Annotated in this window: 17 protein-coding genes; 10 read left to right on the top strand and 7 right to left on the bottom strand. The window is 43.6% G+C overall.

The annotated features are described in order from the left end of the window. Positions 1–57: 57 nt before the first annotated feature. Complete coding sequence (locus P2A85_RS11840) at positions 58–1,134, bottom strand: hypothetical protein (protein WP_377480096.1); 1,077 nt, start codon at positions 1,132–1,134, stop codon at positions 58–60. A 66-nt stretch (positions 1,135–1,200) separates the two neighbouring features. Here P2A85_RS11840 and P2A85_RS11835 point away from each other — a divergent pair, with 66 nt between their 5' ends. The 8 genes from P2A85_RS11835 to P2A85_RS11800 all read left to right on the top strand — a co-directional run bounded on the left by P2A85_RS11835 (position 1,201) and on the right by P2A85_RS11800 (position 8,406). Next, entirely contained in the window at positions 1,201–1,374 is a 174-nt protein-coding gene (locus P2A85_RS11835) for a hypothetical protein (protein WP_377480092.1), read from the top strand. 2 nt (positions 1,375–1,376) lie between these two features. After that, entirely contained in the window at positions 1,377–1,898 is a 522-nt protein-coding gene (locus P2A85_RS11830) for a siphovirus Gp157 family protein (RefSeq protein WP_377480089.1), read from the top strand. 17 nt (positions 1,899–1,915) lie between these two features. Then, complete coding sequence (locus P2A85_RS11825) at positions 1,916–4,405, top strand: hypothetical protein (RefSeq protein ID WP_377480086.1); 2,490 nt, start codon at positions 1,916–1,918, stop codon at positions 4,403–4,405. Between the two features lie 184 nt (positions 4,406–4,589). Beyond that, positions 4,590–5,090, top strand: coding sequence for a hypothetical protein (locus tag P2A85_RS11820; protein WP_377480083.1), 501 nt, complete (start codon positions 4,590–4,592; stop codon positions 5,088–5,090). A 35-nt stretch (positions 5,091–5,125) separates the two neighbouring features. Next, positions 5,126–5,785 (top strand): VWA domain-containing protein, encoded by a 660-nt coding sequence (locus tag P2A85_RS11815; protein ID WP_377480080.1) that lies wholly within the window; start codon positions 5,126–5,128, stop codon positions 5,783–5,785. 16 nt (positions 5,786–5,801) lie between these two features. Then, complete coding sequence (locus P2A85_RS11810; RefSeq protein WP_377480077.1) at positions 5,802–6,587, top strand: PP2C family serine/threonine-protein phosphatase; 786 nt, start codon at positions 5,802–5,804, stop codon at positions 6,585–6,587. Further along, positions 6,584–7,495 carry a helix-hairpin-helix domain-containing protein gene (locus tag P2A85_RS11805; RefSeq protein WP_377480074.1) on the top strand — a complete coding sequence of 304 codons (912 nt, stop codon included), beginning with the start codon at positions 6,584–6,586 and terminating at the stop codon, positions 7,493–7,495. Before P2A85_RS11810 ends, P2A85_RS11805 begins: the two co-directional genes overlap by 4 nt. Beyond that, positions 7,459–8,406, top strand: a complete 948-nt coding sequence (locus P2A85_RS11800; RefSeq protein ID WP_377480071.1) for a tetratricopeptide repeat protein — start codon at positions 7,459–7,461, stop codon at positions 8,404–8,406. The genes P2A85_RS11805 and P2A85_RS11800 overlap by 37 nt, the downstream gene beginning before the upstream one ends. A gap of 57 nt (positions 8,407–8,463) precedes the next feature. Here the strand turns inward: P2A85_RS11800 and P2A85_RS11795 are convergent, their stop codons facing one another. Both P2A85_RS11795 and P2A85_RS11790 read right to left on the bottom strand, forming a co-directional pair. Further along, positions 8,464–11,001, bottom strand: coding sequence for a helicase-related protein (locus P2A85_RS11795; RefSeq protein WP_377480068.1), 2,538 nt, complete (start codon positions 10,999–11,001; stop codon positions 8,464–8,466). A gap of 71 nt (positions 11,002–11,072) precedes the next feature. Beyond that, positions 11,073–11,951: a DEAD/DEAH box helicase gene (locus tag P2A85_RS11790; RefSeq protein ID WP_377480065.1), complete on the bottom strand. Its 879-nt coding sequence runs from the start codon at positions 11,949–11,951 to the stop codon at positions 11,073–11,075. A gap of 255 nt (positions 11,952–12,206) precedes the next feature. Here P2A85_RS11790 and P2A85_RS11785 point away from each other — a divergent pair, with 255 nt between their 5' ends. Together P2A85_RS11785 and P2A85_RS11780 are read left to right on the top strand one after the other, a co-directional pair. Further along, positions 12,207–12,851: a hypothetical protein gene (locus P2A85_RS11785; protein WP_377480062.1), complete on the top strand. Its 645-nt coding sequence runs from the start codon at positions 12,207–12,209 to the stop codon at positions 12,849–12,851. A 5-nt stretch (positions 12,852–12,856) separates the two neighbouring features. Next, positions 12,857–13,504 (top strand): response regulator, encoded by a 648-nt coding sequence (locus tag P2A85_RS11780; protein WP_377481446.1) that lies wholly within the window; start codon positions 12,857–12,859, stop codon positions 13,502–13,504. Positions 13,505–13,824: 320 nt separating this feature from the next. Here P2A85_RS11780 and P2A85_RS11775 read toward each other — a convergent pair whose 3' ends face one another. The 4 genes from P2A85_RS11775 to P2A85_RS11760 all read right to left on the bottom strand — a co-directional run bounded on the left by P2A85_RS11775 (position 13,825) and on the right by P2A85_RS11760 (position 16,837). Continuing rightward, positions 13,825–14,448 (bottom strand): hypothetical protein, encoded by a 624-nt coding sequence (locus P2A85_RS11775; RefSeq protein WP_106331512.1) that lies wholly within the window; start codon positions 14,446–14,448, stop codon positions 13,825–13,827. A 277-nt stretch (positions 14,449–14,725) separates the two neighbouring features. Further along, positions 14,726–16,003, bottom strand: coding sequence for a transposase (locus tag P2A85_RS11770; protein WP_333236872.1), 1,278 nt, complete (start codon positions 16,001–16,003; stop codon positions 14,726–14,728). Between the two features lie 318 nt (positions 16,004–16,321). Next, positions 16,322–16,618 carry a hypothetical protein gene (locus P2A85_RS11765; protein ID WP_377480059.1) on the bottom strand — a complete coding sequence of 99 codons (297 nt, stop codon included), beginning with the start codon at positions 16,616–16,618 and terminating at the stop codon, positions 16,322–16,324. A 39-nt stretch (positions 16,619–16,657) separates the two neighbouring features. Next, positions 16,658–16,837 (bottom strand): hypothetical protein, encoded by a 180-nt coding sequence (locus P2A85_RS11760; protein WP_333078137.1) that lies wholly within the window; start codon positions 16,835–16,837, stop codon positions 16,658–16,660. Positions 16,838–16,889 lie beyond the last annotated feature (52 nt).

Raw genomic sequence — 16,889 nt, 5'->3', positions numbered from 1 at the left:
CACTCTGGATTTTAGCTGAAAATCAAAAATTACAGTTATTACCATAATGATTAACGGTTACGGTTGTGATGAAAGCCGATCGCAAGCAGAACCGACGCCAAATCCAGATAAATAAGTAAGGCGATAGTTGCTTTTAGCCATAGCCCTTGCCTCTCTTGTTGTCCAAGGTTTGACGCTCAGCAAATCGGGTTCAGTTTCCAGTTGCTTTAAATAAGAGCGATCGCCCGTTACAAAGGCGATCGCAATCGCCAGGAATTTGCAACAGCTCAAAGGAGCCTGAACCACCTGCTTTTCAGTAAACCTAACCACAATCCAATTCCACTCTAAGAATAATTGATTGCGGCGCATATCGCTGTCAGCATCGCAGCAGTGAGTGGGCTTCTTAGATTTGCCAGCATAAGGTTCATCAATCTCGACATCAATTCCGAGTCCAGATGGAGTGTGAATTACAGTAAAATCTGCTGAATAGCTCCTCTGAGATGACGGAATTTTAAACTCTGCTGCTTGGACAACTTCCTCGAAATATTGCTGCAAATATTGCAGAAAGCGTTGTTCACTCACTCCTTGCCGAGCTTGAGATATGCCTGTCGAACTAACCCGAAGTGACATCAAATCCTTGAGCGATCGATTTCTGGAATCTAACTCAACTTTTGCGCTTTTTAAACCTGTCTGCAACCCTTCTTTTTCCACCTTAAAACTAGAAAATTCTTGCTGTTTATTCGAGGATAATTTTTTATAGGCTAATATATTTTGTTCTTTGTACTCAAAAACTTGCTGCTTATATCTGGATAGCAGTTTTTGACGGCAACCAAACACATAACTATAAGCAGCCGCGATTAAACATGAATAAGCAGCTACTACCAACAGCATTTCCCACCACAGCCAACCCCAAGAAATAGCTAATAGCCCAAGTGCGATCGCACCATAGAGCCAAAACACCCAAATTAACCACAGCAACTTGACAGGTAACACCACAGGTGGTTGAGGCGGAGTCAGCAAAACAACAGGTTTCCCGAATTGTTGAGTTTCTTGAAGTTGGGATGAGGTGGCACAACTAGAAGTTGCCTCTAACAAAGGATATTGATGGCAGAACTGCATTACCACTTTTGGGTAAAAAACTATAGGATAATTCATATTTTTAAAGGCTCATTTTTTTAGTAGCGAGGCCGCGCTATTTTGAAGAAACTTTTTTTGAATTGTATGCAAAAAGTCAGCCAGTCAAATTCACAAAAAATAACTCATTCTCAACCAGTTAGCAAAATTCAAAACGACAAACAACTCTCTCTTAAATCCGACCCGGAAACAATGGCTGCACTTACTCAAATCGAAGAACGCCGCGATTATTATCACACCTGCATCAACGGAGGATACTAAGCATGAATTTAGCCACAGCGACGCTTGCTCAAAGTTCAATAACTGCGGCTCAACTTTGGCATCAACTAGAATCAGCAGAAAGCTCAGAAGAAATCGACCAACTGCTGCAATCCCTTTGGCAAACCCAAGAAACCCAGGAACTCGCTGTTGATGCCCATGCCGACTTAGCCGACCAAATTGATGCCGAAATTGCAGGAATTACAGCCCGGATGCAGTATTTGATAGAACTGCATTCAAGAGCTATCAACAAACTCCAGGGGTGGAGAGAGTGCTTAGACCAAACCGTTCTATACTTCAACGAGTGTGGCGTGTTAACTTCAGAAATTGTTGGCAAACACCGCCGGATTACTGTTAAGGAAAATCCGCCTACCTGTGAAGTTTTGATTGACTCATCTCAACTACCAGAACTCTATGGCCGAGTCGAAACCAAAACCGTAATTTCTGCCGACAAAAAGGCGATTGCAGACGCTTGGAAACAAGGAATGCCTGTAGATGGTACGCTTAGTTTTCTGGGGAAGGACTAAAAATCCCAGTCTTTGATATGTCCTTGACTGACGGTAGAGCAAAGGGGCGGTACCAAGCTGAATCAGAAGTGCTGCGTAACTCCCTGCTTGAACTGCTTTTTGAACCTGAAGAATTAGCATCCCTAAGCATCGTTAAACCCGACCCAAATGATAGCAGCTTCGACCCTCTGAAAAACATCGATTTCGGAGATGGTATTACCAGAAGAGTGGCTTTCAGCTCTGGCAAAAATGTGTACTTTGCAGACAAAGAACTCTCAACCAAACTGTTGAGCTTATTCAAAACTCAACCCGACCACGCCTGTCGCTACGGTTCACTGCTAGTTAGCAGTTGCAACCAAGGAGCCAAATTGTTAGATAGCTCCCTTGACGACGAAACCTTGCGAGTCAAAATTGTTGATTCTCAAAGCGATGACTCTAGTGAAAAAGCGAAAGCTCGTAAGTGGCAAACCGGAGACTGTCACGGTAAAATTTCACCGGCACTAGCCCAACAATTTGGAGGGAATTATAACCGACCTTTTCAATTCAGATTTGCCTGGATGCAGGAATGGGAACAAGAAGACTGCCACACTCCAGAAATTAGCTTTCTTGCCAAAGGAACGCTGTTGCCTGATGCTAATTTAACCTCCGACTTGGGTTATGATATCATTATGGATCGCTCCTCTATCAAAGGAGTTGCCGCATTGCAATTAGCTGAACTTATCCCCTGTGGCGACTACGAATTTCCCAAAGCTATACTGGGAAATCGAGGCAACGCCAAAGTAACTGAATACGAAAATTCCTGGCAATTTTCGATTTGGTATTCCGAAGCAGCTATTCAGGCTGACATAGCCACACCAACTAAAGTTGAAGCCCAAAAGCTAGCTGACTTGCAAAACAACCGGCTGCAACTTGCCAAATACTTAGTCGAACAGCACGACAAAAAAGCTGCTTTTCAATCTAGCCTTCACGAAGACAGCAGCGGATTAGAAGATGAAACAGATGAAAAAGCCCAACGCAACGAATCCCGGCTAATTTCAATTTTGAGGAACGACAAACTCGGTCAACTCCTCGACTTTCCCAAAGTCGTCGATTTCATGCAAGAACAACTGGCTAAAAAGTGGAAAGACTTAGCAATTAAGGGAGCAATTCATCACGGTTCAGCAATGGCTCAACCTTGTGAAAACCTCAAACCCGGTACAATTGTTGCCCCCCACTTGCGGCACGGCACAGAAGTTATCGTTACCCGATACCCAATTGTCAGTAAAGATAACATCCGCCGCTACACAGTAGACAACAAAAACCATCCTGAATTAACGCAGTACAAAGGGTGCGTTTTCATTCGCTCCGACCAAGCCATGCAGCACCACCAGTGCGATTTTGACGGCGACCAACTGGTAGTTACGCCTGCTTCTCGGATGCCGAATATTGCCTCTGAAACCAGGCACGCTAATCAAGAGAATGAGTACGATGCAGTTGAGAAGCGAGAGAAAGTTGACTACACTAAAGCTATCGATAGTAATGGCGATCGCAAGTATACCAAATTGCGGCAAATTGCCGTAGCGATCGCCCAAAATAAAATCGGCTGGGTGGCTACCTTAATCGGGAGAGTGCAATCGTCAGCAGCAGAACCAGGACAGCCAGAAAGTTTATTCAATCAACAGAAGCGGAAGCTTCTTGGAAAGCTGTTTGATGCCCTGCAAATTGAAGTGGACAGCCCCAAAAGTGCTACTCGTACCGAAGACCACCACCCCACCCTGCTGTCCAAGGCTAAGCAGTGGTCAGAACAGCACCCAAGCTACCTATTTGACTACAAAGACGACCCCAGGCTTTACAAAACCGTGCCATTACCTATAGGAGACGGCACCGCTATCAATTGCATTGCTAAGGAGGCTGTTAATCCAGAGTGGGAACCGACTCGTCTAAAAAGCCGCCACCGCGACGAATTTCGCTACCTGTTCGAGTCTCCTTCTGACTTAGATGAGCGAGAAAAATGGGAGAAATATTATGTCAGGTGGGCACAAGATATTAAGGAACGCTATCGAGAAAGGATGGGCGAAATCCACTTGGAGTGCGGCGGCGATTCTAAGGCAATTAAAGAAGCCGTCAGCAAGTTATACGAGAGCTTAAGAGCCGATGTGACCGAAGCTTGGACTGACCCTGAAGAACGATTTTTAGCTGCTAGTGCGATGTGGCACGTCGAAACCGCAAATCCCAACTTAGAAGTCCCTCGCAAAGCTTGTAAGGAACTTTCTCGCCAATTGCTGATTGAATTCACCCTTGAACCTGAGTACGAGCGACTGCACGAAGCAATGCCAAAAGACACTTACGTTCTGAGCGTCCCTTTCGAGGAATTTGAATTGGACGGCAGCGGTAAGACTGTCAGGGATAAGAAGCGACAGCCAGTTGGCAAAGACTTAGCTGGACATTGGAAAGAATTGTTAGACAGCAAAGGTATTAAATATGAAGCAACTTTGCATTCAAGCCTGCCAATGGTCAATTTTGCCTTCAATCGATTGAATTTACCCTGATAGAGTACGAGCGACCATGCACGAAGCAATAAAAGTCAATTCTGAGCGTCCCAAGGAATTTGAATTGGACGGCAGCGGTAAGACTGTCAGGATATAGAAGCCAGCCAGTTGGTTAGTCTGGACATTGGAAAGAATTGTTAGACAGCAAAGGTATTAAATATGAATTGAACCCAGCGACAAACTGGTGGGAATTCTTGAGAAGAAGTTTTGCGAAAATGTCAACGACATCGACAGTTTAGACTTAACCTACCGCGATGGTCTTGGTCGCACCAAAGATGTCAGTTCACGCATTGTAGCTCCTGCTGATTATACTTGGCTTGAGTCCCAAAACCAAACACCTAAAGCAGCATTGGTTCTCAATTTGTTTACGGATGAAATTTGCCAGCAATTGCAAACCTTTCAGTTTGACAGAGCTGAACTGATTGGACAGAAGTACAATGACTTGAAAGATGTTGACTTTAGCGCTCCAAAATGGAGGCAGAAAACATTGACTTTTGAGGTGGGTTTTGTTAGCGGCACTGGTTCAATATTCGACGGCAGTCCTATTGTCCTGCTTGATGGACAAGAATTAGTCATGTTCTCTGCTAATTCACCTAAATTGCTGATCGGCACTACCTTTGAGGTCACTATTGGACTCTTGCCTAAAGGTAGTGCGCTGGTGTTGCCCATGCGTAGTGTAAAATGAAACCATCACTAAAATTGCTCTGGTGGGGGTAGTGGATGCCTGTAGGATTGCCTGAATTTGTTGAGAACCCGGAAAATCGGTGCCCCGTTCTCCTGTTGCTCGATACATCTGGCTCTATGGCGGGAGAGCCGATTCAGGAGTTGAATCGAGGGATTGCGGCTTTTAAGGAGGACGTACTGAAAGATACGAAAGCCTCCCTGAGTGTCGAGGTAGCAATGATCACCTTCGGCCCAGTGCGCCTAGTGCAAGACTTCGTAACCATTGACCACTTCACACCGCCACGACTGGAGGCTAGTGGCAAAACTCCAATAGGTGAGGCTATTGATTGCGCTTTGGATCGACTCGAAGCCCGCAAGGAGACTTACAAAGCCAACGGTATTCAGTATTATCGCCCTTGGATCTTCTTAATTACAGATGGAGCGCCGACTGACACCTGCTGGCCATTGGCAGCGCAGCGCGTACAGGAGGATGAGGCAAAGCGCCGACTCTGTTTCTTTGCGGTTGGCGTGAAGGACGCAGATACGAAAATTCTCGCACAAATTGCCCCGCCAGAACGTCCACCTATAATGCTGAATGGTCTAGATTTTCGCTCTCTGTTTGTGTGGCTGAGTACCTCGATGAAACGGGTTTCGAGTGAGAAGATAGGAGTGGCTGTTGCGTTGCCACCTGTCGGATGGGGTCAAATTACTACCTAGATACTGAGGATATTTCGTGGATTGGAAAGCGATCGCACGTTCCGCAACAGGAACTAGCCACAAAAAACAGCAGCTACCCTGCCAAGATTACGGACAATTTATCATCTCCAACAAGGTGATCTTGGGAGCTGTTGCGGATGGGTCTGGCAGCGCCAAACATTCTGATGTTGGTGCAAAGTTGACGGTTAAGACAGCGCTTGATGAACTCTTAAGGTTACGCCAGTGCAACGTTGAATTGCATTGGCCCGCTAAACTTCTCCCTGATGAACAAGCTGGAAAATTCTTTACCATTATTTTAAACAAAGTAGTAAAAGCTTTGCAAGAACAAGCAGCCAGTAGTGATTACTCAGTTAATGATTTAGCTTGTACTTTATTAGTATTTTTGGCTACTCCGAATTGGGTTGCTGCCATGCAAATTGGAGATGGATTCATAGTGGCGCGTCTTCGGGAAGGAGAAGATCAACTACTTTTTACCCCAGATAAAGGAGAATTCATCAATGAGACAACATTTGTAACCTCGGCAAATGCCTTAAATGAGATGCGTGTGCGTGTTCTACCAGGTCAGCAAAAGTTCATTTGTGCATCAACAGATGGACTGGAGCGAGTAGCAATTCGGATGAGTGACTGGACACCTTTCCCCCCTTTTTTCCAGCCACTAGAAGAATATATGGTAGAAACCAGTCATCCAGAGCAGGAAGACGAATATATTAAAAATTTCCTTGACTCTGAAAGGCTAAATGCTAAAACTGACGACGATAAAACCTTGCTTTTGTGCCTCTATGACGATAGTAAAGTGAAATGACAGTTCTTATTTGTGCCAGTACAGGTCAATCGATCGCTCTAGTTGAACAAATAGCCAGCAGTGGTGAAGGAACAGTTTGGAAAACCGATCGCAATGGCTATCTAGCCAAGATTTATCACTCTTCACACCACGAGCGGGTTAAGAAGCTGGAAGTCATGGTAGCGAACCCACCCAAAGAGCTTAACTCACATCTCAATCATATTTCTTTTGCTTGGCCCCAGGAACTACTGACAGATCGGAATGGTTCAGTGTTAGGCTTTTTAATGCCAGAGATCAAAGATGCAAAAGAATTACTAGATGTGTATAATCCACAGCGTCGTAAGATGCTGAAGCTTGAGGTTGACTGGAAGTTCCTCTACACGACAGCGCTAAATATTGCCTCATTTATTCAATTAATTCATGACAAAGGTTATGTCTTAGGTGACATTAAACCACAAAATATTCTGGTTAATAATCGTACTTTACCTTCGATTATTGATACAGATTCTTTTCAGGTTCGCCATCCTAATACAGGCGAGGTGTATCGCTGCCTGGTAGGTACAGAAGGCTTCACCCCTGTAGAACTGTTAGAAAAAGATTTTCATATTACAGATCAAACAGAAGTCCACGACCGTTTTCGATTGGCAGTAATTGTTTACCTGTTGCTGTTTGGCGCTGAGCCGTTTAAAGGAAAATGGGTAGAAGAAGGAGATTCGCCGGCACCGAGTGAACTAATTCGCCAAGGATTTTGGCCTTATGCCCCAAACAGCCTGATCCAGCCTGGGCCATTGACAATCCCCTTAGATATTGTGCATCCTGAGATTCAGCGATGCTTTCTCAGATGCTTTAATGATGGGCATACAAAACCACATTTGCGACCAACTGCTGGGGAGTGGTACAAAGCACTGGAAGTGCGATCGCTGATTTAACCGAGTGTGACCAGATTACCAACCATTACTACAACAAAAGTTATGGTAAATGCTATTGGTGCGATCGGGCTGCCCAACAAGGAGTCGATATTTTTCCGGGTGTTCCCAGAGTCCAAATACAGCCTACTGCTACTGTACCACCTTCACAATCAAAAGTTTTTGCAGCCGATAATGTACCAGAGTTGCTGAAGCAAAAGGGAAAAACAATTACCGTTGTAGGTCGAGCATTTAGCACGATTCATAATATTAAAAATATTCATCATCAGTCTTTTTCTATTAATTTTGATAATCCTACATCTTCAAGCTGCAAAGATGGGAGTTTTAGAATAGTAATTTCGGGACAAGGTTTGTACAAATTCGCCCAAATTCAAGGAATAAAACCAGAAGAATTAAAAGCTTGGAAAGGTCAATTTATAAAAATTACTGGTATTTTGGATATTTACCAAGCTAAAAAACGTTGCTTTACTCAAGTTACATTAGAAGATCCTGCTCAACTAGAGTTACTCGCTGAGCCTGAATTTAAAAGGTTACTTGGACAAGCTTTCACTCAACAACCTTCTCCAGTAAAACTTACTCAATTTGCTTATCAACCATCTGCAAAAGCTAAACCCAAAAAAATTATATACAATAAATATTCACGATCGGAGTTAATTGCTATGGACTATTATAAACAGGGAATCGAGTTTACAGCTCAAGATAATCATCATGCTGCTATTGAATGTTACAATCAAGCTTTGAATATTAATCCTAATATGTCCGACTTCTATCGCAGTCGGGGAAATGCTTATTTTTATATCCAAGACTATCAGAGTGCTCAAATAGATTATAGGAAAGCTTTGCACTTAAATCCTAGCGACAAGAAAGCTGAATACAACCTTAGTGTTACTCTTAAGTATCTGAAAATCTTATGAATATTTCGGGGACTTTTTGATAATTGGTAGAAATATATTCAACTTTACAGTATTAGTCTACATCACTTTTCCTTGAACCCAAAGTTCCGACCAGTTATAATTTACGCTTGTCACTGCAAAATCTGGCTTTTGCTGAAATGGACGCTGAACATAACGCAAAGTACAATCATTCAGAGATAACTGTGTTGACTCAGAAACTTCCACCAAAGCCAAGATATAACTATCAGGTTTATTCAAAGCTGTAATGATTTCATTTTTTGTGACTGTCACCGTACTCGCACCCCGAATTCGACCTTTGACTTCAATAAAACGCAGCCGATTCGTGCCGGGGATGCGCGATTCAATATCGTAACCGCACTTGTCAGCACTTACATCGCTTGGCTCAAATCCCTGCTTTCGTTCCGCCGCCATCACTGCTTCCATAGCCAGCTTCTCTACTTGCTGTTTTTCTTCAGCGAAATTACCTGGAGTTTGTTGAATTTCCCCTTTCAAATGCTGGATCAAAGCCACAGGTACAATCAATGCACCGCCCAAAACCACTGGCGATTTAGCTGATATATTACGCTCTTGCTCTAACTCTGCCAGTCGCTTTTCCCGGCGTGCTTTTAGTTCTTCTGCTCTCCGACGAGCACGATCGTAATTGAGTTGTGCAGTCGCCTGCACCCCAATTTTTAGCAGAAATTTTTCGGCTTGCTTCTCACAGTAGTTAATTTCTGTAGTCAGTCGCTCTTTTACAGCTTCTATTGTCTTATTAATCCGCTCCGTCCGCTGCTGTTGCACTTCCCCTTTATGCAGGGGAACTAGGTGTTGAATGGCATAATCTCGCGCTTGTTCCTCAATCCCTTTCTGTAGGATTAAAGATTGATTCATCAAAATGTTTAATATCTGGGGTACCAGAGATTGTTCAGATTGCTGCAAAGGTCGGTAATCTAAATAAGGTGCGTAACCTGCATTTTTAGCCTGACCTTCTGAGTCAATCTCAACATACTGCATCTGCCTAGATACAACTCTGAAATTGCCAGACTTGTCCTTACGAGCATCTTGAATAGAATGTTCTAGGTAGACTAAAATGCGAACTCGTTCACTCAAGTCATTCTCATCCACAAGGATACAGCCTTGTTTTAATAAAGCACGATAGGGTTCCAAAATTAAATCTATTGTGTGATTTAAGAGTGGATGACCGGGATAGATAAACTCAGCAGATGGTTTATCCCGCAGATTAGCCTGAGTTTTCTCAAAACAAATGTGGCGGTAACGCTTAGATAATCGGTTGCGGAGACTAACTGGAATAAAAGTCACTTCATAACGTCCCGATTCACCTCCCTGTATGTTACCACCAAGCAGCCTTTCGGCTGCTACAAAAAAGTCTACTATAAAGTGGGGTTGTAGCTTATGCACTTCTGCGCGTTCAATATTTTCATAAATTTGACGCAGCTTAGAAGTGTCCATTAAGTTATGATAAAGTGACCGTTTTTCTAGGATCTTTTGAAGGTGCTCTAGATTAAGTTTGTCCTCAATATCTTGCTCTAGTTTCGCTTGCTTGTCGGGTCGATCACCATAGCGGATAGCCTCAATTAAAAGTTCCCCTAGTTGTTTACCATCGATCGCCTCTCCTAAGACATCAAAAACTTTACCTCCTAATGCTTTTCGCGCCACTTCTAATTTTTCCAGCACCCTTTGGAACACTTTTCCCTCTCGTGTATCCACTGCTACCAAATTCCAGAGATGGCATATTTCTGTTTGACCAATCCGGTGAATGCGCCCAAATCGCTGTTCTAGTCGATTGGGATTCCAGGGCAAATCATAATTAATCATTAAATGGCAAGATTCATGGAGGTTAATCCCTTCTCCCGCAGCATCATTAGCCACTAAAACTTGCACCGTAGGATTTTGGTTAAATGCGACCTGTATTTTCTGGCGATCCTCTTGTTTGATACCGCCATGAATCGTAGCAACTGCTTTTTCGCCTATGATTCCCCTGACACGGAGTACCAAATAGTCCAAGGTAGCGCGATGTTCAGTAAACACAATAATTTTGCGCCTTTGTCCCTGAGAATTAAACATTTCTGGATTATTTTTAAATAGCTTAGAAAGCTCTTCCCATTTTGTATCAGTACCACTTTTTCGTACTTCTTGTGCCAATTGTACCAATTTTTCTAGCTTATCAATTTCAGCTCGAAGTTCCGCAATAGTTGAAGCTGCCGTAGCTTGATCTACAAATTCATCTTCCAGATTTTCTATTTCAACAACTGGTAAATCTTCTAAATTCTCTGATTTGGGACAGGTGGGTATCTTCAGTAAATCTTCTTTTTGACGCAATTTATTTTCCAATCGCTCCCGTCGTCTTTGCAAAGACTGGTAAATTGCTTCTGGGGATGATGCCAGTCGTCGCTGTAAAATCGTTAGGGCAAAACCGATGCTCGTCTTGCGTCCCTTCTCTAGTTGATCAGCCCTATTGAATTCTTTCTCTACATATTCAGTCACTTGTTGATAAAGCAGGTCTTCCAAATGTGATAGATGATAAGCTAAAGAGTAAGATAGACGTTCTGGCAACAGAGGCTTGCCTTCCAAATCTACTAAGTCTTCTTTTAGCATCCGTCGCATCATGTCAGAGGTGTCTGCATAATGAACGCCATTACGAAACTTGCCCTCGAAGCGATCGCCGTCTAGCAGCCCATGAACAGTTGAAAATCTTCTTCTTTGCCGTTATGAGGCGTAGCAGTCATCAATAAAAAATGGCGGGTAGTTTCACTATCTGATAGGATCTGCCCAAGCTTGTAACGTTTAGTTAGCTTCACATCACCCCCGGAGAAAGAGGCAGACATTTTGTGAGCTTCATCGCAGATAATTAAGTCCCATTCAATTGACTTGATATTTTCTTGAAGTTTTTTCTCTTGACTCGATTTATCTCGTTTTAATTTATCTACCCTAGCAATGACCAAGGGCATCTTTTCAAAAACGTTTTCTGTGAGGGTGGTCTTGATGTGGTCGTTACTAAGAATTTCAAAATCTAGCTCAAATTTATCCTTGAGTTCTCGTTGCCACTGAATTACTAAGTTACCAGGAACAACAATTAAACAACGCTGCAAATCACCGCGCATCATTAACTCTTTAATCAACAACCCGGCCATGATGGTTTTGCCTGCACCTGGATCGTCAGCCAGCAAGAAGCGCAAAGGTTGACGTGGTAGCATTTCTTCATAAACTGCCGTGATTTGGTGGGGATACGGCTCGACTTGTGATGTATGAATAGCCAAGAATCGATCGAATAGATGGGCAAAGTCAATTCGGAGGGCTTCCGAAACTAGGCGAAATAAAGCCCCATCAGCATCGAATCGCCAAGCATATTTCTGGCGAACAATCTCTAGATTTTGCTCATCTGACCGATCGAGTACCCGATCTCCTAGAAGACCGCTATCATCAGTTCGATATATTACTGTGACAGCATCGTCTCCACACTTTGAAACAACCTCTACCGTGACTGTGGTGTTAGGTAAAATTCCCTTGAGCTTAACCCCTGTGCTTAATTCCTCAAGTTTAGCCATGATGAGTGCGATCTCCCTTATGAGCTTTGAAAAGCTTGTAAATAAATCTATGCGGTCGATGATACTCCAGTATCAAAGGAAGTCGAGTTGCTACCGAACTTGCACTGGGCAATGCACGGGCACTACATCGTTGTTGCAGCAGCACTCCTCAATCCAGTTCAAGCTCCTTCCGTTTAAAAGGCGACCTCTACTTCTGGTATTATAGAACCCATATATCTGACCGGATGGCTTTCTTTTCAAACAGGGCGGCAAACAATGAATGACTTAGTTGCACAGCTATTGGGAGAAGCAACGAGCCGCATATCTGACCGCCTTGATAACTACTTAAAAGAAGGGGTTGGGAAAGGAGAAGGGAATTATAATAAAATGCAAACTGGTTCGGTGAACCAACTTCGCCCAAGTCAAACAGCCGGAGTCACAATCAAACCAAATGGGAAAAGAAATGGGTCAGACTCTCCAAAAACAATATTCCGTCAACAAAAAACAAATTCTGCTTTTCCCACCCCAACCTCAACATTCAACTTGCACGATTTCCACATCAGCCCTAACTGTCAAGCCTTTATCTTAGACCGTTCGGGACACTTAGTTGCTCGGAACGAGGTAACTGAACTAAAACCGTCTATTTCTGCTGACTCCCAGCAGCGAATTCGCGCCCGAACTCTGCAACAAAAAGTAATCCGGCTTTCAACAGAGTATTTGCTTAAACATTATGGCAGCCTCGCTGCTATTAACAGCAGCCAAAATCTTAACTTTACTGCCAGCAACTCACTATACTTACTGCAAGTCAGACCTTTTGAAAACTCGAATGGCTTAAATTGGCTGATTGTGGCAGTTGTACCCGAAACCGACTTCACGGAATTGAGGCGGTTAAGTTGTGGCGAAAGTACAAGCCGCATTTAATTTGGATGGATTTGAGGATGCCTGTTTTAGACGGTTTTCAAGCTACTCAAAAAATTAGAGCTTTGCCTGACGGTTCTAACACTAAAATTATTGCTTTGAGCGCTAATGCTTTTGTTAAAACCCAGGAACTTGCCTTGTCGAATGGCTTTGATGATTTTGTTGCCAAACCGTTCCGAGAAACAGTAATTTTTGAGAAGATGGCGCGACCTTTGGTTATTGCTTTGAGCGCTAATGCTTTTGTTAAAACCCAGGAAATCGCCATGTCGAAAGGCTTCGATGACTTTGTTGCCAAACCGTTCCGAGAGGCAGTAATTTTTGAGAAGATGGCGCGACCTTTGGGTGTTCGCTATATCTATCAAGAGGAGTCGCCGAGGAAGTCCGAACAGGATGAGCCTGTTGTGCAACTGACTTCTGAGTCGCTATCTGTGTTGCCGCGGGAGTTGATTGAGAAGCTTTATAAAGCAGCCGCTTGTGGAGACGAGCAAGCGGTAAGGCTGTTGATTGAGCGAATTCCCCTGTCGCAGAAGCCTCTTGCTGTGGCTCTGACTAAATTAGTTGATAATATGAGCTTAGATATTATCAGCGATTTGACTCAGAAGTGCTTTTCTGCAGATTGTACGATCGCCAAATCCCAAGACAGTTCTCAAAGTTAACTGAGGTATTATCCGGTATTGTCCAGAGAATTTTTTATTTAATCCACCTCCCTGTTTAGAACCAGTACCTCAGATATCGATATATGAATTTCGGCAGTCCATTTCAGTCAGAGAGCATGAAGAAAACTGAAGCCAGTCAACCGTTCAACAGAGCGTCGCTTGTGCGATAAACGGAAAAGTTTTACGCTCGTGCTGGGAATACAATCAAAATCCCAACACTCGGAACATTCCGGCTGCACGAACCACTGGAATTTAGTGTGGTTTCCCAGACTTTTATTTTATCAAAATCAGGAAGTCATAGACTGTAAAATTTTAGGAGTTCATAAACACGGAAGGGTTGGGCGAGTCAACTGAACAATTTGCATTAAAATACCTAGAATTAGTTGAATATTTTCAATAAAATGCTCTGTTGTTTCAATATAAACCGTACTTTTTTCGAGTTTCATAAACTTCCAAATACTGCCGGTTGTTACGGCACCATAAACACAAGAAATACTGTTGTTTTTTTGAAGATTAAACATCTGGGCTGCCAACATTTCAGCAATGCACTGGGCAATTCCAGATTTGATATTGTCATTCTTGGCTTCGACAAGTGTAAACACAGGGGCGTTTAAAGATAATTGTTCTGGTGAATGGCTAATCATAAAGTCACAGACACCGTTGAGTCCTTTGACTCGATCGATATTGAATTCCGTACCGGAAAAGAGGCTGATTTGACGATCGCAGCGCCTGCGGAGTTCAATCAATACCGGAGCGACTATCATCTCAGAGCGCGCTTTTTCCGTGTCGATTCCCAATGCTAAGGGGATATTTTCTGCTAAGGTTTCCTTTAAAAGCTGACTGGGTTCGATCGGTTCTACAGCCGTAATAACTTCAGAGACTTCTCGAATTGTCAATCCGAGTTTATTTTTAATATCATCTAGGGAAAATTCGCTATAAGACATAGTTCCACCTTTCACTCCGTCGTTCTAACTTTATACTTAGATTTAGATAAACACATTGCCATTTACCTGAATTTTCTCAGTCAGTGTTTTAACCTAAGAGCGTTTTTTAGGAGTGCAAGCATCCTGCTCGCTTGTATTTCTATCTCGCGAAAGAGAACTCCGGCTCGCACTCCTGTTTTTACTAAATTGGGATAATCCTAACAGATACAACAATAATAACCTTTGTTCCCCCTCCCAGTTCGCTCTGAATCTCCAAGTGACGTACTCCCACACTCAATCAAAGACTAGAGTGTGGGCTTCTCCTCCGAGAATTCCCGGATTCGCGTTTTATAGTGAGGCGAACGCCCAACCCCACTTTCTTTATTAGAATTCCAGAGTTCAGGTCACGAGGCATGGATGTACCACAAGAGCATTCATGCCACCTATCACTTAACTCCTTTGAAACTCTGTTGAGGCACATTGCACAATGTTGAGATGTTCCAGCAGGATTAACTTTCACGACCAACCGCCCAGCTCTTTGGGCCTTGTACGGAAGGATTTCGTTCAAGAACCCAGCTATCCCCGCATCAGCAAAACTCTTGTTCAACCCGGACTTTGCGGATTGACCATTAGGCAAAAACTTACCCGATTCATCTTGCTTGGGTTTGTTGCGTTTTGCCATATTGGAAACTTTAAGGTCTTCTACAAAGATAACCTCAGCCTTGTTGACCAACTCACCTGCAAGCTCAAAATGCCATTGTTTGCGTTGTCTAGCTACCTGTTGATGTAACTTTGCAATGCGTGACCCAAGTTTGCGACGTGCAGTAGAACCTTTTTTTCTTAGCTCTCTTTTGGTTTGCAGTTTGGCTAATTTCTCTTCGGCTTGCCGATAAAATTTAGGAGGTTCTACCATCGTGCCGTCTGAGCAGACGGCAAAATATTCCAATCCCGCGTCAACGCCAATACTGTTAGTTTCAGTCGGTTCAATGCCAATAGTAGGAGTGTCAGGGACTGATGCATCTTCTAGAGTCAGTGTCGCATACCAACCATCTGCTTTGAGAGTAACCAATGCTCTCTTAATGACAAAACTGTCAGGAATAGGGCGATGTTGAATGAATTTGATTTTTCCTAGCTTGGGAAGTTCAATTCGATTCCCTTGGATGCAGTCAGACTTCACTCGCTGATAAGCGAAAGTGCGATAGCGGTTTTTGCCTTTAAATCGAGGCTTCCCGCTCCGCTTACCATTGATATCACCTTTGATAAAACGAGCAAATGCCAGGTCTACTCGCTTCACCATGTCCTGCAAGACATCGGCATGGATATCTTTGTACCATTCTCTTTCTGTCTTGAGAGACACAAGTGAGCGTTTCTGTCCGTAATACTCAGGATGTTCCCTTGGGGATGCAATACTGCATACCAGTGGACAGGCATTAACTGAACACCTGTTCATTTCAAACCAATCAAATCTGTCTGCCAACAAAAAATTGTATTGATGCCGTAGCATATCGAGCCATTTGCTCATACGGCGTCTTTGGTCGGACGTTGGCAGTAGTTTGAACTGGTAGGCTAGTTTCATGAGACAATTGTACTGCATATTTAATGTAAATACAATCGTGAAACAAACAGAAACAACAACGTTTAGGCTTACTTCAGAAGAAAAAGAGGTTCTGGTCAAGTATTGCGAGTTAACATCTCGAACCCAAAGCGATGTGTTTAGAGAATTCCTACGAACATTACAAAAGAAATTGTCAAAGAAGGGGGTGTTGAACCCCCCTCTTTGACCCGCATTCCTCTCAACGCTGACCCGTATAGGGTACAGCGTGAGGCTCCTGCGGCTTTAGCTGAGCGCCAATCTACTCTGCCCGCTGCCACATTCCACCCAAACTAAATCCGCTCACTTGCTGCTGCGGATCGAAGCAGCTTCCGTCGCGCACAGAGAGTCATAAAAATGCAGACTTGAAAAATCCTGCTTTAGCTGTTGGGTGATATCGAAGAAGTTTTCTAGAATATTAATCGGATCGCAACCCGCTCCTTCCCCAAGAATTTGCCAAGTGGTATTGACCGCTTCATCGAAGTTTTCCAAAGTTAGTGAGGCGTTGACAGCTTTGGCCGTAGCTTCTTGTTCGGCGATCGCGATTCTCCAATAAACGGTTTTGCGCTTCTTGTTCGGCGACTCGTTCTTTTTAGACACTCCCGGATTGCTGCTTGGGTACGATCGCGTTCAATGGCACTACCAATACAAACAGTCGCCGTTTTCACGCATCGCCAGTTCAGCCAAACCTTGATGCTTTGCTTTCCGGCAGTCGTCAAAAGCCACCATCCCCCAAAATTGACCTTCGACAAAAATAGGAACAGCGTGTAAAGCTTTCAAACCAATTGCTGCTTGCCCACTGCGAAACGGTTCTGGCATCTGCTAGCATCTCTTAAGAGAAAGTTGGATCGCGCTCGCTTAGCTCAGATAT

Source organism: Microcoleus anatoxicus (genome assembly GCF_042465725.1).
GTDB classification, from domain to species: Bacteria; Cyanobacteriota; Cyanobacteriia; order Cyanobacteriales; family Microcoleaceae; genus Microcoleus; species Microcoleus anatoxicus.
Note: the sequence above shows the minus strand (reverse complement) of the source record. Positions and strands in the feature narration are given on the sequence as shown.